Below are 15,366 nucleotides of genomic sequence, written 5' to 3' on the forward strand. Positions count from 1 at the left end.
CGCGGGGGCGGTGGGGGATCGGTTCGATCTGCGGCGGGTGATGGTGACCTGCGACGTGATCCAGGGTGGGTTGGTGCTGGTCATGGCGGTTGCGTTGCCGCCTCTGCCGGTGCTTCTCGTGCTGGTCGCCGTCCGGAGCGTGGTGGCCCAGGTGTTCCAGGCGTGTTCGCGGAGCGCGGTCCCGGCGCTGGTGAAGGACGAGGACCTGGAGAGGGCGAACTCGGCGCTCGGCGCGGGGACGAACGGGCTCGAGGCGATCGGGCCGCTGGTGGCCGCCGGGTTGTTCCTGGTGACCGACGTGCGGGGGATTCTGCTGGTCGATGCGGCGACGTTCCTGGTGTCGGCGGTCATTCTGAGCGGGCTGCCGAAGATCCCGCCCAGTGAACCGTCGGGGCACAGTTTGATCAGGGATGCGAAGGACGGGCTCGGGTACATCTGGCGGACGAAGGTGATCCGGGTGATCGGGCTGGGATTCTTCGCGGGCGTCGCGTTCAGCGGAGTAGACGACGTCGCGCTGGTGTTCCTGGGGCGGGACGAACTCCGAGGCGGGCAGTCGGCCACGGCCGCGTTGTACGCCGGGGTCGGCATCGGTCTCGTCGTCGGGTACGCCGTACTGACGAAGTACGCGAGCCGATTCCGGATGCCCGCGCTGATGCTGGCCGGGTTCGCGGTGAGTAGCGCCGGAAACCTGTTCACCGGGCTGGCGTGGGCGATGTGGGCGGCGCTTGCGCTGCAGGTGTTCCGCGGGCTTGGGATCGCGGGGCTGGACGTCGCCATCAACACGTATCTGCAGCGTGTTGTGCCGGCCACCATGCTGAGCAGAGTGTTCGGGAATCTGTACGGCGCGATCGGTCTGGCTGCTGGGGTGTCGTACGTGTTCGGCGGGTTGCTTCTCGAGCGGACCGACGCTCGGGTCACGTTCATCGTCGCGGGTGTCGGGGGATTGCTGGCTACGGTTGCGACGGCGATCGGACTTCGGCGATCGGCGCCTTGAGCGCTCGTGCCGGTACGGTGATCAGCGCGATGGCGGCCATCGTCAGGAACGCGACGAGCGGGTGGTCGACCAGCAGGCCGACCACGACCGCGACGAGGAGACCGCCGAGGTTGCCGGCCATCCAGATCAGGCCGGCGGCGGTTCCTCGGTCGCCGCGCCGACCAGTGAATAACCGACGATCGCCGACCAGCGACTCACAGTCACACCCCCGTACCCCCTCCGAAGCCTGAGCGAACCGTCATACCGTCACACGCCCGTTCACACGCAACCGGCGTACAAAGGAGACATGACGGATTGGGAGGGACCGCTCAGCGAGGCGTTCGAGCGGGCGACGACGTACTTGCAGGGTCTGCCGGTGCGTCGGGTCGGGCCGCGGGCGACGGCGGGGGAGTTGCGGCAGGTGCTCGGGGGATCGCTGCCGCAGCACGCCACGGACGCGCAGGAGGTGATCGCGCATCTCGCGAAAGGCGTCGAGGAGGGGTTGCTGCCGAGCGGGAGCGGTCGCTTCTTCGGGTTCGTGTTCGGCGGCGCCACGCCGGCGGCCATCGCGGCCGACTGGCTCACGACGGTCTGGGACCAGAACGCCGGCCTGTACGCCGCCGCACCCGCAGCGGCCGTGGTCGAGGAGATCACGGCCGACTGGCTGGTCGAGCTGTTCGGGCTTCCGAGCGGTACGTCGGTGGGGTTCGTCACCGGCGCGCAGATGGCCAACTTCACCGGGCTAGCAGCGGCGCGGCACGCAGTACTCCGGAACCACGGCTGGGACGTCGAACGGGACGGCTTGATCGGCGCGCCGCCCATCCGCGTGCTGGCCGGCGCCGAGCGGCACGACACGGTCGACCGGGCGCTGCGCTTCCTCGGCCTGGGGACGAGCTGCATCGTGCCGATCGCTGTGGACGAGCAAGGCCGGATGAGAGCCGACAGGCTGGCCGAAGAACTCACGACAGACCAGCCGACGATCGTCTGCGCCCAAGTAGGCAACGTGAATACCGGCGCGATCGACCCGATCGAGGAGATCTGCCGACGCGCACACGAACGCAACGCCTGGGTCCACGTGGACGGCGCCTTCGGCCTCTGGGCGACCGTGAGCCCGGCGCTCCAACCGCACGTACGAGGCATCGAGAATGCCGACTCGTGGGCGACCGACGCCCACAAGTGGCTGAACGTCCCGTACGACTCCGGTCTCGTGCTCTGCGCGCATCCCGAGGCCCACCGCGCCGCCATGTCCGTCCGGGCGTCGTACCTGATCCACGACGAGCACGGGGAGCGCGACGCGCTCGAGTTCAACCCGGAGTTCTCGCGCCGGGCGCGGGGTTTCGCGGTGTACGCCGCCATCCGGGCGCTGGGGCGGGACGGGATCGCCGAGATCGTCGACCGGTGTCACGCGATGGCGCGGCGGTTCGCGGACACGCTGGCGGCGAACGGCGTCGACGTACTGAACGACGTCGTCCTCAACCAGGTCCTCGTCCGCTTCGGGAACGACGACGAGCTCACCCGCAACGTGGTTCGCGCGGTCCAGCACGAAGGCACCTGCTGGATGTCCGGCACGACCTGGCGGGGCAAGGCCGCCATGCGGATCTCGGTCAGCAACTGGACGACGGACGAGCAGGACGTGGACCGCTCGGCGGCCGCCGTACTAGCGGTGGCCGAGCGCCTTCGCTAGCTCGTCGCGGCCCATCTTGGAGCGGCCCTTGAGGTCGCGCCGCTGGGCTTCGCGGTAGAGCTCCTGGCGGGTCTTGGGTTCGTCCCCGCCGGTGCGCTTGCGCTGTGCGACCGCGGCGCCCTGCTTGCCGAGGGCGGTCCGGGTCTTCTTCGGCATGTGCGAGATCGACTTCTTGGCGGTCGCGGCCTTCGCCGCCGACTTCACGTTCTTGCGTGCCGCCGCACGCTGCTTCTGAGTGGCCATGGCCCGCCGGTACCCGCTACTGCGCGAACGACTCGAGTTGGGTGAGCGCGGCGTTCAGGGAGTCGCGCAGGGGCGCCGGGCGGCGGAGAGTCTGGGACAGCAGTACGCCGCCTTGCATCGCTGCGAGCAGCATGTGCGCGAGCGAATCGGGGTCGGCGTCGGCCCGCAGGACACCTTGCGCGCGCATCCGGTGCAGACTCCGCCGGAATTGTGCGAGCCATCGGTAGTAGCCCTCGGCGAGCTGGGCGCGGGTCTCGGCGCTCGTCTCGGCCAGTTGGCCGGCGAGCGAGCCGAACTCGCAGCCGCCCTGGAACTTCCGGGCGGTCTGTCGCGCGACGACGTGGTCGGCCCACCGTCGCCAGGCCGCGAGCGAGTCGAGCAGCGGCTCGCGGTCCAGGGTGGTGGCCGCCTGCCACGCGATCACGTCGTCGATCAGTGTCCGCTTGTCGTGGAAGTAGTGCGTCAACTGCGAACCGCTCACCCCCGCGGCCCGCCGTACGTCGTCGAGCTGTACGCCGGCCACTCCCTGCCGCAGGACCAGGTCGGCCGCGGCGGCCAGGATCCGCTCGCGGGTCGCCCGGCCCTTGGCGGTCAGGCGATGTTCGTCCATGAACCGAGACTAGCGCTCGTCTGGGTGCCCGAACCCAAACCCATCGATGGCGCATGATGGGGCCATGGGTGAGGGGATTCTGGAACTGGCGCAGGAGCTGGCCGAGGTCAGCCGCCTGGTCGAGGACGACGACGTCGCCACCACGCTGGGCCGGTTCGTCAGTCGCGTGGTCAACACCGTGCCGGACTGCGAGGAGGCCTCGATCACGGTGCTGCTGCGAGGCGAGGCGGAGATCGTCGCGCGGTACCACAAGACGGCGGACGCGCAGGCGGAACCGGTCCGGGCGACGCTGGCCGAGCAGCTGGTCGCGCCCGGCGGACCGCTGCACGACGCGCTCACCTACGGGGAGCCGCGCAGGGTCGCCGACCTGGCCTCGGACCAGCGGTGGCCGGAGTTCGACGCGGCCGCGATCAACGCGGGCTACCGCAGTTGCCTGTTCCTGCCGCTGCCGGGGGTGTCCGAGGCGCCGGCCGCCTTCAGCCTGTTCTCGGCGAAGCAGGACGCGTTCGACAGTACGTCGTACGACCTCGTGCTGCTGTTCGCGCTGCATGCCGGCGTGGCCTTCGACAACGTGCAGCTGTTCAACGACAGCCGCAGTCTGATCGAGCAGTTGCGTACGGCGCTCGCCACGCGGACCGTGATCGGTCAGGCGCAGGGCGTGCTGATGCACCGGTACGGGATCACGACCAGTGTGGCGTTCGACGTACTGAAACGGGCCTCGCAGGACTCCAACGTGAAGCTCCGCCAGCTGTCCGAGGAGTTCGTGGAAGCCCAGAACCAGGGCCGGCTGTCCGAGGCACTGCGCAGGTACGGTCTCCGAAGCGGCGAGTGAGTGGTGTCGATTTCGGCAGCGGCCGATCGACGCAGCGGTGAAGACGCACTCGTGGAGGGGAAACAGATGTCGTTCCAGGCGTACTTGGACAAGATCGAGGAGAAGACCGGCCGGACTCCGCGGGAGCTGGTCGAGCAGGCGAAGCACCTTGGGTACGACGACCCGGGCGTGAAAGCCGGCGTGATCTGCGACTGGCTGAAGGCCGACTACGACCTCGGCCGCGGGCATGCGATGGCGCTGGTACACGTGATCAGGAACGGGCCGGAGATCAGCGACAAGCACATCGGCAGCAAGGGCACGCACCGCGACCCGTCGAACGTCGTCTGGCTCGACGGCAAGGCGACTAACCCGGCCGGCTGAGGACCAGCTCCGCCAGTTGCGCCAGCCGGTGGGCCCTCGCGGACTCGGCGGGCGTGAACGGTTCGCCGGGGCGGGTGAAGGCGAACAGGCCTGTCCACGGCGACGGGATCTTCAGGACGGTGCCGTCGCCGGGCAGCGGACCGGCGAGGCTGGCGCGGTCGGTGACGAGCCGGGCGCCGAGGAGCTCGGCGACGGCGTGCGGGAGCTCCCCCGGATCGCCGACCACCCGCGCGGACAGGCTGAGCGCCTTCGTCTGGCCGTCGACCAGCGCGAGCGTGGTCGTCGGCCAGACGTGCACGTCCCGCCCGCCGGCCGCTTCGATTGCCGTCAGCAACGATTGCGGATTCGTGGACTCCGGAGCGGAGACGACGAGCTCGTCGCGTACGCCGTCCTCGATCGGGTGGACGTGGAGTCCGAGGATGTTCGCGTCCAGCTCGGCCAGGTGATGTGTCAGCCGCTCCAGCGCACCGGTGCGGTCCGCGAGCGTGACGCGGATCCGCCACAGCGCGTCGATTCCGGAGCTCGGCCGCGTCCGCGGTGCATGCAACCACGACCGCAGCAGGCGCATCGTGGACGGCTCGACCACCCAGACGACCAGGGCCGTGGTGACGATCACGATGACCGTGACAGCCACGACGTACGGCGGGTGCACCGCCAGCACGATCGCGTGCAGAGCGAGCTCGACCGGGAAGATCGCCAGCAGCTTGGCCAGCGTCAACCGCAACCGCCGCGGATGCGGGAGGCGCCCGCACACCTCACAGGCCGTTCCGCCGACGAGCGCCGTACGCAGCTGTTCCATGCCACTCAGCGTGCGGGACGGACGTTGCCCGGCTGTTGCGGCGAGATGAAGTTACCGTAGGCGGGTGGAATCGAAGAGGTCGCCGCGGGACAAGTGGATCACCATCTACGGGCGCAAGCCCGTCCTCGAGGCATTGCACGACCCGGCGCTGTCGGTGGCGAAGGTGGTCGTCGCCGACAATGCGACCGGTGGCTCGCTGCAGGAGATCCTCCGTGCGGCGTCGAAGTACGACGTACCGGTCGAGCGGGCGACCGCCAGCCGGGTGAAGTGGCTGGCGGGCAACGGCAAGCACGACCAGGGTGTGGTCGCGGACGTGGACGCGCCGCGGATGACGCCGCTGGAGGAGTTCGTCCGGGCCCGCGGAAAGCGGCCGACAAACGTCTTCCTGCTCGACGGGGTGACGAACCCGGGGAACGTCGGCATGATCCTGCGGACCGCGACCGGCGCGGGGTTCGACGGTGTCATCCTGCCCCGCGCCGGTACGCCGCACGTCGGTCCGCTGGTGATCAAGGCCTCTGCCGGGGTCGCGTTCCAGGCGCCGATCGTAAACACGTCCACGCCCCGTGCCGCGGTCGACCTCCTCCGGACGGCCGGCTACCACCTCTACGGCCTCTCGGCCCGCTCCCCGGAGTCCCTGTTCAAGGCCGACCTGGCCCCGCGCGCCGTCTACGTTCTCGGCGGCGAGACCCACGGCCTCACCGTCCCCACCGATTCCGACCTCCAGATCCCCCTCCATCCCGGCGTCGAGTCCCTGAACGTCGCCATCGCCGCGGCGGTGGTCGCCTTCGAGGTCACCAACCGCTGAGGCGGGCGGACAGTTCGACAGGACGTGTCCGGCGCTACGGCGTGCGCTGAGCGTGGAGTCCGCCGTGCGGTGGTGCCTGGTAGGCATACGTCCTGTCGAACTGTGCGGCGCTCAGCGCTACACGCGCGTGCCGGGTAAAGGTCTCAGCTGGACGGCGCCGATGAGGTCGCCGCGTACTGCGTCCAGGTGTGATCGACGTGGCGGACGATGGCCAGCACGAGGACCGTGAGGGTGATCAGTGCGGCGGCGAAGCCGACAACGACGGCAACCGCCAGAGCCGCGTCGAACGAGCCGACCACCATGCCCGCCAGGGCGCCGACCAGGAGGGCGACGATGATGCTGACGAGCATGGCGATGCTCGAGAGGTACTGCGCGGCCGGGATCCTGGTACGGCGGGTGCCGTAGGTGCGCATGAGCCCCGGGATGTCCTCGTGGTGGCCGGTGACGAAGTACGGCTCGGCGTCGGGGGCGAGGTCGAGGTAGCCGCGGCGGAGCCTGTTCATGCCGGCGACCAGGTGGACGTCCTCGCTGTTGAGCTGGACGAGCCGGACGACGGTGGCGAGGCCGATGACGATCACCAGCGGGATCAGCAGCAGCGCGAACAGCCGGAACCCGACGCCGAAATCGGTGCTGTCGGCCACCAACGCCAACGCGACCACGCTGGCCGAGACCACCGTCACGAACCAGTTGGCCCGGCTGAAACTCTCACTCCACGCCAGTCCCCGGGTGGCGAGCAGACTCCAGTGCTCGGTCGACAGGACCTGCGCTTGCAGGGCCTGCGGCGTCCGTTCCTCCGCAGGTCGATCGGTCATCATCGCCTCCAACGTCGGTGGTCACTGACGCAAGTACACCAGCTTGCTCTCCCAGTAGAAGGTTCCCTTGTACCGGGTGTAGTTGAGCTTGCCCGCGGTACCCGGCAGCCAGATGTTGGGCAGGTCGGGGTTCTCCGGATCGAGCAGGCAGTTGCCGGCGTAGTTGAAGTTGTACTCGTCCGGGTCCCACGGGAGGCCGGTGCCACTGAGGTAGCAGCGCCAGTTGTAGGTGTCCTTCGGGATGCGCCTTTCCACCTCGAACGGAAACGCAAGGTCCGAGTCGCTGAGGTAGACCGACCACTGGTACACGCCGCCGGCGAGGTCGATCACCCTCGGCGCGGTGGCCGGAAGTTTCGCCGTACCGGTGTGTGCCTTCTCGGTCAGGTAGATCGACCGGGAGATCAAGGCCGGGGCGGCTGCGGTCCCGCTCCTGGTCTGCTGTGCGCCCGCGGTCTCGCCGGCCGCCGCGGTCGCAGGCGCCGCGGGAGCTGCGCTCAGGAGGCCGCTCACCAACAGACCCAGAACGCCGAAGCTGCCGGCGACCTTCGCAGTTCTTCTCATGGCACCAGCGAACTAGGGGGTGCTTTCAAACCGCTTTCACCTGAGCCGGAAAGTCGCTACTCGACCTATCGATACCGGGATAGACAACCTGGTGTGCCGCAGCTCAGTCCGGCCGCTCGTCCCGGTGGCCGCGGAGGGAGCCGGCGTGCGCCGTGGCGGTGGGGTCGTTGCGGGTCTTGACCAGGCTGGCGACGACGACGACGGTCAGGATGACGATGATGACGCCGAGGCTGACCGGGGTGGGGACCTCGGGGATGCGGTCGTCGATGTCGAGGTGGGCCCAGTGCAGGATGAGCTTCACGCCGATGAAGGCAAGGATGATCGCCAGGCCGGCGGACAAGTAGACGAGCCGGTCGAGCAGCCCCTTGACCAGGAAGAACAACGCCCGCAGCCCGAGCAGCGCGAACGCGTTGGCGACGAACACGATGTACGCCTCCTCGGTCACCCCGAAGACCGCGGGGATCGAGTCCAGCGCGAACAGCAGGTCGACCCCGCCGATGGCGACCAGTACGACGAACAGCGGAGTGACGACCCGGCGGCCGTCGACCCGGGCGAGGAGCTTGCCGCCGACGTAGTCGTCGCTGACCGGCAGCACCCGGCGGGCGGACCGGACGACGACGTTGTTCTCGACGTCGGGATCCTCGTTGCGGTGCCGGAAGAGCTGCACCGCCGTGTAGAGCAGCACCAGGCCGAAAACCACGAACATGAAGGAGAACAGCGACAGCAGGGTCGCGCCGAGCGCGATGAAGATCGCCCGCATCACCAGCGCCAGCACGATGCCGAACGTGAGCACCTTGTGCTGGTGCTCCTCGGGCACGGCGAACGTCGTCATGATGATCACGAACACGAACAGGTTGTCGACCGACAGGCTCTTCTCGACGATGTAGCCGGCGAAGTACTCCGCCCCGAAGTCGCCGCCGTGCGCGGCCATGAACCACAGGCCGAACCCGATCGCCACCGCGACGTAGAAGATCGACCAAGCGGCCGCCTCGGGGAACCCGACCCGGTGCGGCCGGACCGCGGCGATCACCAGATCGGCGGCCAGCAGGGCGACGATCAGGCCGATGGTGACGGCCCAGGTCAGGCCACTGATCTCGAGCACGGGTCCTCCGGTTGATAAGGGCAACCATTGGATGTCGAGACTACCGAGTGACCTGTGCCGGACGGTGTCGTCGCGCTCAGTGGTTGTGCCACCCGGCCGGGCGGTCCATACTCTTCTCACCCGCGGTCTGCGGATGTGCGGTGTGGGGGAAATATCACCTGGGGTGGGAATGGGGGCTTTGCCATGCGTGCCTTGAAATTGCTGCGTGCTGCGCTGGTGACGGCGATGGTCGGTGCCGGGCTGGTGGCGATTCCGCAGCTCGCGGCGGCGGCGCCGCCGTCGAGTGTGATCGAGTTGAGTCCGACGGCGGCGCGTCCGGGGGACACCTTCACGGTGACCCAGACGCTGCACAACGACCGCGCCTTCACGGTGACCGGCGCGAAGGCCGGCCTGTACGGCAAGGAGTCGCCGCTTCCGGGACTGGTCGACCTGGTGTCGTGCCCCGGCGCATTCGCCTGTGACATCCTGGGCGGCAGCATCCGCGGCGGCTTCGGTGACATGGCCAGCGGCGAGACCCGGACGGTGGTGTTCACCCTGAGGGTGAAGGACACCGCGCCGGCCGGGCCGATCACTCTGCAGCACCAGTTCATCGGCGAGAACTACGCGTTCGAAACCCTGGACGGTCCGGTGCTCACGATCCTGCCGGCCGTGCCGGACGAGGCCGATCTCGCGGTGTCCCTGGCCGCCTCGGCGCGCGGTCTGCCGGTCTCGCGGATCACCTACACCGTGACGGTGAAGAACAACGGTCCCGGCGACGCCACCGGCCTCCGGGTGACCGGTACGTACCCGGCCGGCCTGGTGTACGCCGGATCGTCGAACTGCGCTCGGGTCGCGGGGACCAGGACGGTCAACTGTGACTTCCCGGCACTGGCGAGCGGTGCGACCACGACAAGCACGTTCGCGGCTGACGCCGGTCTGCTCGCGCTCGGCTCTCTGACCGCGACGGCGAACCGGACGGCGAGTGCGCCGGCCGATCCGAACGCGGCGAACGACCAGGCGAGCACCACCTGTAGGGCGCTCACCAGCCTGATCGTGAGGTGCTGAACCCGAACCAACTCCACCGGATCAGCTGATCCGGTGTCCGGCCGGCGGCCGCGGGAGTCGTACCCCGCGACCGCCGGCTCCTTTGTGCCCGCTGTCGCGCATCCGAGGCGGCGCCGAATGTACGTCTGTGGACTCTGCGAGAATCGGCCACATGGCGATGGGGCAACCTTCCGCGGCCGAGCGGCCGACCCTGCGGATGGTCGCGGCCGAGGCCGGGGTGTCGGTCGCGACTGTGTCGTACGTGCTGTCCGGCCGGCATCGCAGCCACACGATCAAGGATTCGACCGCGCAGCGGGTCCGCGAGGCCGCGACCCGGCTCGGCTACCGGCGCAACGACGCGGCCCGAGCGATCCGCACCGGCAAGTCCGACCTGGTGCTGCTCTCGCTCAGCGTGCTGGCCGACCCCTGGTCGCAGGCCGTCGCGGAGACTGTCAGCGCGGCCGTCAGCCCGCTCGGCAAGACCGCGCTGATCGTGGCGGACGGCGACTGGCGGACGGTGCTGTCGAACCGGACGCCGGACGTGATCTTCATCGACAGCGTCAGCGACGACCCGGCCCAGATCGCCGAGCTGGAGGCGTTCGCGGCGCAGGGCGTGCAGATCGTCGCCTTCAGCGAGACGCTGGAGCCGCGCGGGTTCGACGTGATCCGGTCGGGGGCCGAGCCGCGCTGTCACCTGGCCGTCGAGCACCTGCTCGAGCACCACGACCGGGTCGGTGCGCTGACCTCGCGGACCTCGGGATTCGCCCGCTTCGACGCGTACCTGAACACCATGCGCGCCGCCGGGCGGCCGGTCCGCGACGAGGACATCGAGATCTTCGAGCGTCACCCGGAAGGTGCCTACCGGGCCGCGATGGCGTTGCTGACCAAGCCCGACCGGCCGTCGGCGCTCTACTGTACGACGGACTTCGCGGCGATCGCGGCCGTCCGGGCGGCCCACCGGCTGCGGATCGACGTACCCCGGGACCTGGCGGTCGTCGGGGTCGGGAACACGCCCGAGGGGGAGCACCTGGACCCATCACTGTCGACGGTCGGACCGGTCGGCTTCAACGAGGCGCTGACCCGGATCATCGTCGGCCGGCTCACCGCCCGCGAGGGCGCTCCCGGCGAGGTGTTCGACTTCCCCTGGCAACTGATCGTCCGGGATTCGTCACGTGTTCCGACTGACGGGTGACGGCTGGGCAGCGGTGGCGGTCGGGGACTCCGACACCTCGGTGTACCGGCGGGACGGGGTCTTCGCGAAGTGCTGCTCGACGGACGGCGTCCGCGACCTCCGGGGCGAGCGGGATCGGGCCGAGTGGCTGGCGGGAACAGGGCTGCCCGCGGCCACGGTCGTGGACTGGCTCGAGTCGTCGGACGGAGCCTGCCTGATCACGAGTGCCGTGCCCGGCGTCGCCGGGACGGACCTTCCGCCGGCCGTGCACACGAGGGCGATGCAGAGTCTGGGGCGGACCTTGCGCGACCTGCACTCGCTGCCCGACTGCCCGTTCGACCGGCCGCTGGCGTCGGTGATCGGCACGGCCGAGGACGTCGTACGCCGAGGCGCGGTGAACCCGCAGTTCCTCACCGACGAGTGGCGACTGCTGGAACCGGCCGAGCTGCTGGCCCAGGTAGTTGCCGAGCGCCCCTATGTCGAGACCGGCGCGGAGCTCGCCGTCTGTCACGGTGACGCGTGCCTGCCGAACGTGTTCTTCGATCCGGAGTCCCTGGCCGTCACCGGCCTGATCGACGTCGGCCGGCTCGGGATCGCCGACCCGTATTCGGATCTCGCGCTGATCACGATCCAGCTGCACGACGAGTGGTCGGCCGACCCCGAGCCGTTCCTGAGAGCGTACGGCGTACCGGAGCCGGACCGACGCCGGCTGGAGTTCTACCGGCTGCTCGATCCGCTGACGTGGGGCTGACCGCCCGTACTGTTGACCGGGTGAGCACCCCGGTGGAGATCGTCGCGTTGATGGTCTCGCCCGTGCATGCCTTCGAGGGCCGGCCGGCCGGCGGTCCGCGGCCGGATCCGGTGCCGGTGGGCCGCTCGGAGGTCGAGGTCCGGGCCGAGCTGGGGATCGTGGGGGACAGGTACTTCGGTCAGACGGCCCACCGCAACGCCGCCGTCACCTTCTTCGACGCCGCCTCGCTGGACGCGCTCGCAGAGGCGCTGGAGCTGCCCGCGGCCCCTGACCCGCTGCTCGTCCGCCGCAACATCACCCTGCGCGGCTATCCCGTGGACTCCCTGTCGGCCCACCGCGCCCCCGACGGCACCCGCGTCCCCGGTCGTCGCTTCACACTCGACTCCGGCTCCGGACCGATCGGGTTCCAGGCCCACCGCCCGGCCAACCCGTGTGCCTGGATGGACACCGTGCTGGCGCCCGGCGCGTTCAAGGGGCTTCGCGGTCACGGAGGCATCCGCACGACCCCGACGAGCTCCGGGATCCTTCGCCTGGGCCCTGCACAGCTCAGCGTTCTCGACTGATTTTCGGGCGGCTTTCGGGGGCAGGGGTTACCTTCGGAAGGTGGGGCGGTTGACGGTTGGTGCGGTGCTGGTGGCGGCTGGGCTGGTCGGGTGTGCCGATGTGGCAGGCCCGGCGGGTGAGGCGCCGGGCAGTGTCACGCCGAGTGCAGCGCCCTCGGCGACCGCGCGGACGAACTCACCGTCCGCCTCGACGAGCTCACCACCGTCGAGCTCACCGCCGTCCGCGGTCTCGCCGACCGAGTCGCCGACGCCCAGTCCGACCGCTTCGCGGAACAACAGGACCGTGGCGGGGATGTCGATCCCGGCGATCGGCGTACGGCGGCTGCGGGTGGTGCCGTACACCGGCACCGCGGACGACCGGCCGGGGACCGTCATCCAGGATCGCGGGGTCGCGGCGAGCCCGCGCGGGAAGGCCGGAGGGGTCGGGCCGGGCGAGATCGGCAACTACATCGTCACCGCCCACCGCACCACCCACGGGCGCCCGTTCGGCCGGGTCCCCGAGCTGAAGAACGGCGACCACGTCCTGGTGACCGCCAACGGCCGCGTGTACGACTACGTGATCAACCGGACGATGACGATCTCGTTCCGCAAGCCGGCCGAGAAGGCTCAGCAGAACGCCGCCGTCCCGGGCCGGCCCGGTGTCGCGCCCACGCAGGCGATGATCACCCTCTCCACCTGCGCCACCCCCGAGGACCACGCCGCCGGGAACTACTGGAGCGACGAGCTCGGCAACCCCGAGCACCGGATCAACAAGATCGGCGTCCTGGTCTCCACCCGACCGGCCTAGCTCTGGGACGGTTGCAAGGTCTGGATCAGCGTGATCGGCTTGCCGGCCACCGCGGCGGGCGCCAGCCGCCTGACGAGCGGCAGCCGGAGAAGGTGCAGCGCGAGGCGACGGCCGACGAGTTGGAGCTTGGATGCGGGCAGGAACCAGCGGGCGGCCGAGCGGCCGACGCGTTGCTTGGCCTCGACCTCCGGGCGCCACACCCGCTCGTACTCGGTCAGCCCGGCCTCCAAGGTGTCGGCCCGCTGGAGGCAGTCGGCCAGGACGTAGGCACCGGCGACGGCCAGCGACGCGCCTTGACCGGCCAGCAGCGAGACCGCGGACGCGGAGTCGCCGAGCAGGACCACGCGGCCCTTGCTCCAGGCCGGCATGACGATCTGCGCCACCTGGTCGTAGTAGATCTCCGCCGGCTCCGGGCAGAGCTCGAGCGCCTTCGGCACCACCCAGCCCAGCCCGCGGTACGACGATCTAATCGCCGCCCGTGGATCGGCCGGCAGCGACGGGTCCGTCGTACGGTGCACCGCGAACGACGCCACCCGCCCGTCCCGCAGACCGTAGAAACCGAACTGGCTCCCGATCGTGTCGGTCAGGACGAACCGCCCGTTGAACGCCGCGTGAATGTCGGGCGCGTCGAACGTGTAGGCGGCGGTGTGGAACCCCAGATGACGCAGGTACGACGATTCCGGTCCGAAGAGCAGCCGGCGAACGGTCGAATGGATGCCGTCGGCACCGATCAGCAGGTCCCCACCGAGGGTCGTGCCGTCGTCCAGCTCGACCCGTACGCCGTCGTCCGCCGGTGTCACGCTCTGCACGCCGGCGCCGTACCTCAGGTCCACGCCGACCGGCAGGCCGGCGCGCAGTACCTGCTCGAGGTCGGGCCGCATGACGCTCACCAGCGCGCCCTCTGCGAACTGGCGCAGGTTCATCCCGGCCCGGCGGCGGCCGTGGTCGTCGACCAGGACGGCCTCGGTCACGCGGTACCCGGCCTCCTCCAGAGCGGGCAGCAGGCCCATCGCCTCGATCGCGTCGTACCCGGGGCCGAAGAAGTCGATCATGTAGCCCTGGCCGCGCGGGCCCGGCGCGCGTTCGAGCACGACCACGTCGTGTCCCTGGGCCGCCAGCCTGTTCGCGGCGGCCAGTCCGGCGATGCCGGCTCCGCAGACGATCACTCTCATCACACCAGCCTCCTCAAGATCTTCGCCGTACCTTCGCCGCTCGACCCGAGGCCCCGGTGCAGCAGGAGGCCGTCGATCGCGGCCGCGAGGACGGCGGCGGTCGCGGCCGGATCCGGGACCTGGTGGATCGCGAGCCAGTCGCCGACGCGGTGCCGTAAGTCGGCGACGAGCGCCGCGATCTGCGCCCGGAGGTGCTCGTCGCGGGTCGAGGCCAGATAAGCCTCGACGAACAGCAGCGACAGCGGGTCGACGCCGGAGTGCCGCTCGATCGAGGCCAGCATCGCGTCGATCGCCTCCGCCGGCGTGGCGGCCGCGGTGAACTGCTCGTCGGTCACGGCCAGCATCTGCCGCATGGCGCTGACGGCGGCCTCGGTCAGCACCGCCTGCACGGACGGGAAGTGGTAGTGCACCACGCTCGGCGTGACGCCGGCGCGGTCCGCGAGGATCCGCGTGCTCACCGCGGACCAGCCGCGCTCCGGGATCAACTCGGCCGCCGCGGCCAGCAGCCGCCCGCGCACCTCCTGCCCGCGTACCGCCGCGGGTGACGACATGCCGGTCACCTCCTGTGCATATGTCCTGAACAGTCGTCCTGTACGATCGCCCTGATGGTAGGACATGGCAAGACCGGCAGGCAACCAGGGGTGGTGTTACTTACGCCCGAACTTCCACCACTTGGGCTTGTTGGCCTTGATCTCGTCCTCGGTCAGCGGCGGCGGCACCGGTGGGCGGGACTCCTCGGTGAGGAAGTTGCCGGACTCGGTGTCGTACGGCGTGACGCCGAGGCGCCGGCTGATCTCCATCACGATCGGGATCGACCGCGGCCCGTCGTTCAGGTAGAAGGTGATGTCGCGGACCTCGACGCCCTTGCCGATCGTCATCTCGACGTCGAACTCGTCGCTCCGCAACGCCAGCCAGGACGGCTTGCTGGCGTCCACGTCGGGTACGACCTCGCGGACCTTCGCCACCACGTCGGCCGACGTACCGACCGACGGCGGCTCGTATCCGTCCGGAATGTCGTCGAGGCGGCGTACGCCTCCCGGTCCTCGCATCGCGTACACAGCCCAGCTCATCCACGTCCTCGCTTCGCTCCGGGCGCGGATGAGGCACAAATCGCGCAG

21 protein-coding genes are annotated in these 15,366 nt (G+C 69.9%); 10 read left to right on the top strand and 11 right to left on the bottom strand.

From position 1 onward, the window contains the following. On the top strand, nt 1-994 hold a 994-nt coding region (locus E1218_RS11075), incomplete at its 5' end, for an MFS transporter (protein ID WP_132318961.1). On the opposite strand, the gene E1218_RS11080 is transcribed toward E1218_RS11075, so the two are convergent. After that, nucleotides 951-1,115, bottom strand: a complete 165-nt coding sequence (locus E1218_RS11080) for a hypothetical protein (protein ID WP_233712156.1) — start codon at nt 1,113-1,115, stop codon at nt 951-953. The genes E1218_RS11075 and E1218_RS11080 overlap by 44 nt on opposite strands. A 165-nt stretch (nt 1,116-1,280) precedes the next feature. On the opposite strand from E1218_RS11080, the gene E1218_RS11085 reads away from it, so the two are divergent. Continuing rightward, nucleotides 1,281-2,657, top strand: a complete 1,377-nt coding sequence (locus tag E1218_RS11085; RefSeq protein ID WP_132318963.1) for a pyridoxal phosphate-dependent decarboxylase family protein — start codon at nt 1,281-1,283, stop codon at nt 2,655-2,657. Here the strand turns inward: E1218_RS11085 and E1218_RS11090 are convergent. Both E1218_RS11090 and E1218_RS11095 read right to left on the bottom strand, forming a co-directional pair. Next, nucleotides 2,631-2,900 (bottom strand): hypothetical protein, encoded by a 270-nt coding sequence (locus tag E1218_RS11090; protein ID WP_132318965.1) that lies wholly within the window; start codon nt 2,898-2,900, stop codon nt 2,631-2,633. The genes E1218_RS11085 and E1218_RS11090 overlap by 27 nt on opposite strands. Nucleotides 2,901-2,916: 16 nt before the next feature. Beyond that, nucleotides 2,917-3,510 (bottom strand): TetR/AcrR family transcriptional regulator, encoded by a 594-nt coding sequence (locus E1218_RS11095; protein WP_132318967.1) that lies wholly within the window; start codon nt 3,508-3,510, stop codon nt 2,917-2,919. A gap of 64 nt (nt 3,511-3,574) precedes the next feature. Between E1218_RS11095 and E1218_RS11100 the strand changes: the two genes are divergently transcribed. Next, nucleotides 3,575-4,342, top strand: coding sequence for a GAF and ANTAR domain-containing protein (locus E1218_RS11100; RefSeq protein ID WP_202865918.1), 768 nt, complete (start codon nt 3,575-3,577; stop codon nt 4,340-4,342). A 66-nt stretch (nt 4,343-4,408) separates the two neighbouring features. Further along, entirely contained in the window at nt 4,409-4,702 is a 294-nt protein-coding gene (locus E1218_RS11105; protein ID WP_132319052.1) for a DUF4287 domain-containing protein, read from the top strand. On the opposite strand, the gene E1218_RS11110 is transcribed toward E1218_RS11105, so the two are convergent. Then, nucleotides 4,686-5,501: an ACT domain-containing protein gene (locus E1218_RS11110; RefSeq protein ID WP_132318971.1), complete on the bottom strand. Its 816-nt coding sequence runs from the start codon at nt 5,499-5,501 to the stop codon at nt 4,686-4,688. The two genes, E1218_RS11105 and E1218_RS11110, sit on opposite strands and share 17 nt — an antisense overlap. A gap of 64 nt (nt 5,502-5,565) precedes the next feature. Between E1218_RS11110 and E1218_RS11115 the strand changes: the two genes are divergently transcribed. After that, complete coding sequence (locus tag E1218_RS11115; RefSeq protein WP_132318973.1) at nt 5,566-6,306, top strand: TrmH family RNA methyltransferase; 741 nt, start codon at nt 5,566-5,568, stop codon at nt 6,304-6,306. A gap of 143 nt (nt 6,307-6,449) precedes the next feature. Here E1218_RS11115 and E1218_RS11120 read toward each other — a convergent pair whose 3' ends face one another. The 3 genes from E1218_RS11120 to E1218_RS11130 form a co-directional block, all read right to left on the bottom strand. Further along, nucleotides 6,450-7,118 (bottom strand): hypothetical protein, encoded by a 669-nt coding sequence (locus tag E1218_RS11120; RefSeq protein WP_132318975.1) that lies wholly within the window; start codon nt 7,116-7,118, stop codon nt 6,450-6,452. Nucleotides 7,119-7,139: 21 nt separating this feature from the next. Beyond that, nucleotides 7,140-7,679, bottom strand: coding sequence for a hypothetical protein (locus E1218_RS11125; RefSeq protein ID WP_132318977.1), 540 nt, complete (start codon nt 7,677-7,679; stop codon nt 7,140-7,142). 103 nt (nt 7,680-7,782) lie between these two features. After that, on the bottom strand, nt 7,783-8,781 hold the full coding sequence (locus tag E1218_RS11130; RefSeq protein WP_132318979.1) for a TerC family protein: 999 nt from the start codon (nt 8,779-8,781) through the stop codon (nt 7,783-7,785). A gap of 183 nt (nt 8,782-8,964) precedes the next feature. On the opposite strand from E1218_RS11130, the gene E1218_RS11135 reads away from it, so the two are divergent. The 4 genes from E1218_RS11135 to E1218_RS11150 all read left to right on the top strand — a co-directional run bounded on the left by E1218_RS11135 (nt 8,965) and on the right by E1218_RS11150 (nt 12,289). Beyond that, complete coding sequence (locus E1218_RS11135; RefSeq protein ID WP_202865920.1) at nt 8,965-9,825, top strand: DUF11 domain-containing protein; 861 nt, start codon at nt 8,965-8,967, stop codon at nt 9,823-9,825. Nucleotides 9,826-9,976: 151 nt separating this feature from the next. Continuing rightward, nucleotides 9,977-10,996: a LacI family DNA-binding transcriptional regulator gene (locus tag E1218_RS11140; protein ID WP_202865921.1), complete on the top strand. Its 1,020-nt coding sequence runs from the start codon at nt 9,977-9,979 to the stop codon at nt 10,994-10,996. Beyond that, nucleotides 10,977-11,726: an aminoglycoside 3'-phosphotransferase gene (locus E1218_RS11145; protein WP_233712157.1), complete on the top strand. Its 750-nt coding sequence runs from the start codon at nt 10,977-10,979 to the stop codon at nt 11,724-11,726. The genes E1218_RS11140 and E1218_RS11145 overlap by 20 nt, the downstream gene beginning before the upstream one ends. A 20-nt stretch (nt 11,727-11,746) precedes the next feature. Further along, nucleotides 11,747-12,289 carry a molybdenum cofactor biosysynthesis protein gene (locus tag E1218_RS11150; RefSeq protein ID WP_233712158.1) on the top strand — a complete coding sequence of 181 codons (543 nt, stop codon included), beginning with the start codon at nt 11,747-11,749 and terminating at the stop codon, nt 12,287-12,289. 27 nt (nt 12,290-12,316) lie between these two features. Here E1218_RS11150 and E1218_RS36610 read toward each other — a convergent pair whose 3' ends face one another. Then, nucleotides 12,317-12,565: a hypothetical protein gene (locus tag E1218_RS36610; RefSeq protein ID WP_202865923.1), complete on the bottom strand. Its 249-nt coding sequence runs from the start codon at nt 12,563-12,565 to the stop codon at nt 12,317-12,319. Nucleotides 12,566-12,581: 16 nt separating this feature from the next. Between E1218_RS36610 and E1218_RS11155 the strand changes: the two genes are divergently transcribed. After that, nucleotides 12,582-13,076 (top strand): class E sortase, encoded by a 495-nt coding sequence (locus tag E1218_RS11155; RefSeq protein WP_233712159.1) that lies wholly within the window; start codon nt 12,582-12,584, stop codon nt 13,074-13,076. On the opposite strand, the gene E1218_RS11160 is transcribed toward E1218_RS11155, so the two are convergent. The 3 genes from E1218_RS11160 to E1218_RS11170 form a co-directional block, all read right to left on the bottom strand. Beyond that, nucleotides 13,073-14,248, bottom strand: a complete 1,176-nt coding sequence (locus tag E1218_RS11160; RefSeq protein WP_132318981.1) for an FAD-dependent oxidoreductase — start codon at nt 14,246-14,248, stop codon at nt 13,073-13,075. The genes E1218_RS11155 and E1218_RS11160 overlap by 4 nt on opposite strands. Then, entirely contained in the window at nt 14,248-14,799 is a 552-nt protein-coding gene (locus E1218_RS11165; protein ID WP_132318983.1) for a TetR/AcrR family transcriptional regulator, read from the bottom strand. Before E1218_RS11165 ends, E1218_RS11160 begins: the two co-directional genes overlap by 1 nt. A 96-nt stretch (nt 14,800-14,895) precedes the next feature. Continuing rightward, nucleotides 14,896-15,318 (bottom strand): hypothetical protein, encoded by a 423-nt coding sequence (locus E1218_RS11170; protein ID WP_132318985.1) that lies wholly within the window; start codon nt 15,316-15,318, stop codon nt 14,896-14,898. Nucleotides 15,319-15,366 lie beyond the last annotated feature (48 nt).

The organism is Kribbella turkmenica (assembly GCF_004348725.1).
Lineage (GTDB): Bacteria > Actinomycetota > Actinomycetes > Propionibacteriales > Kribbellaceae > Kribbella > Kribbella turkmenica.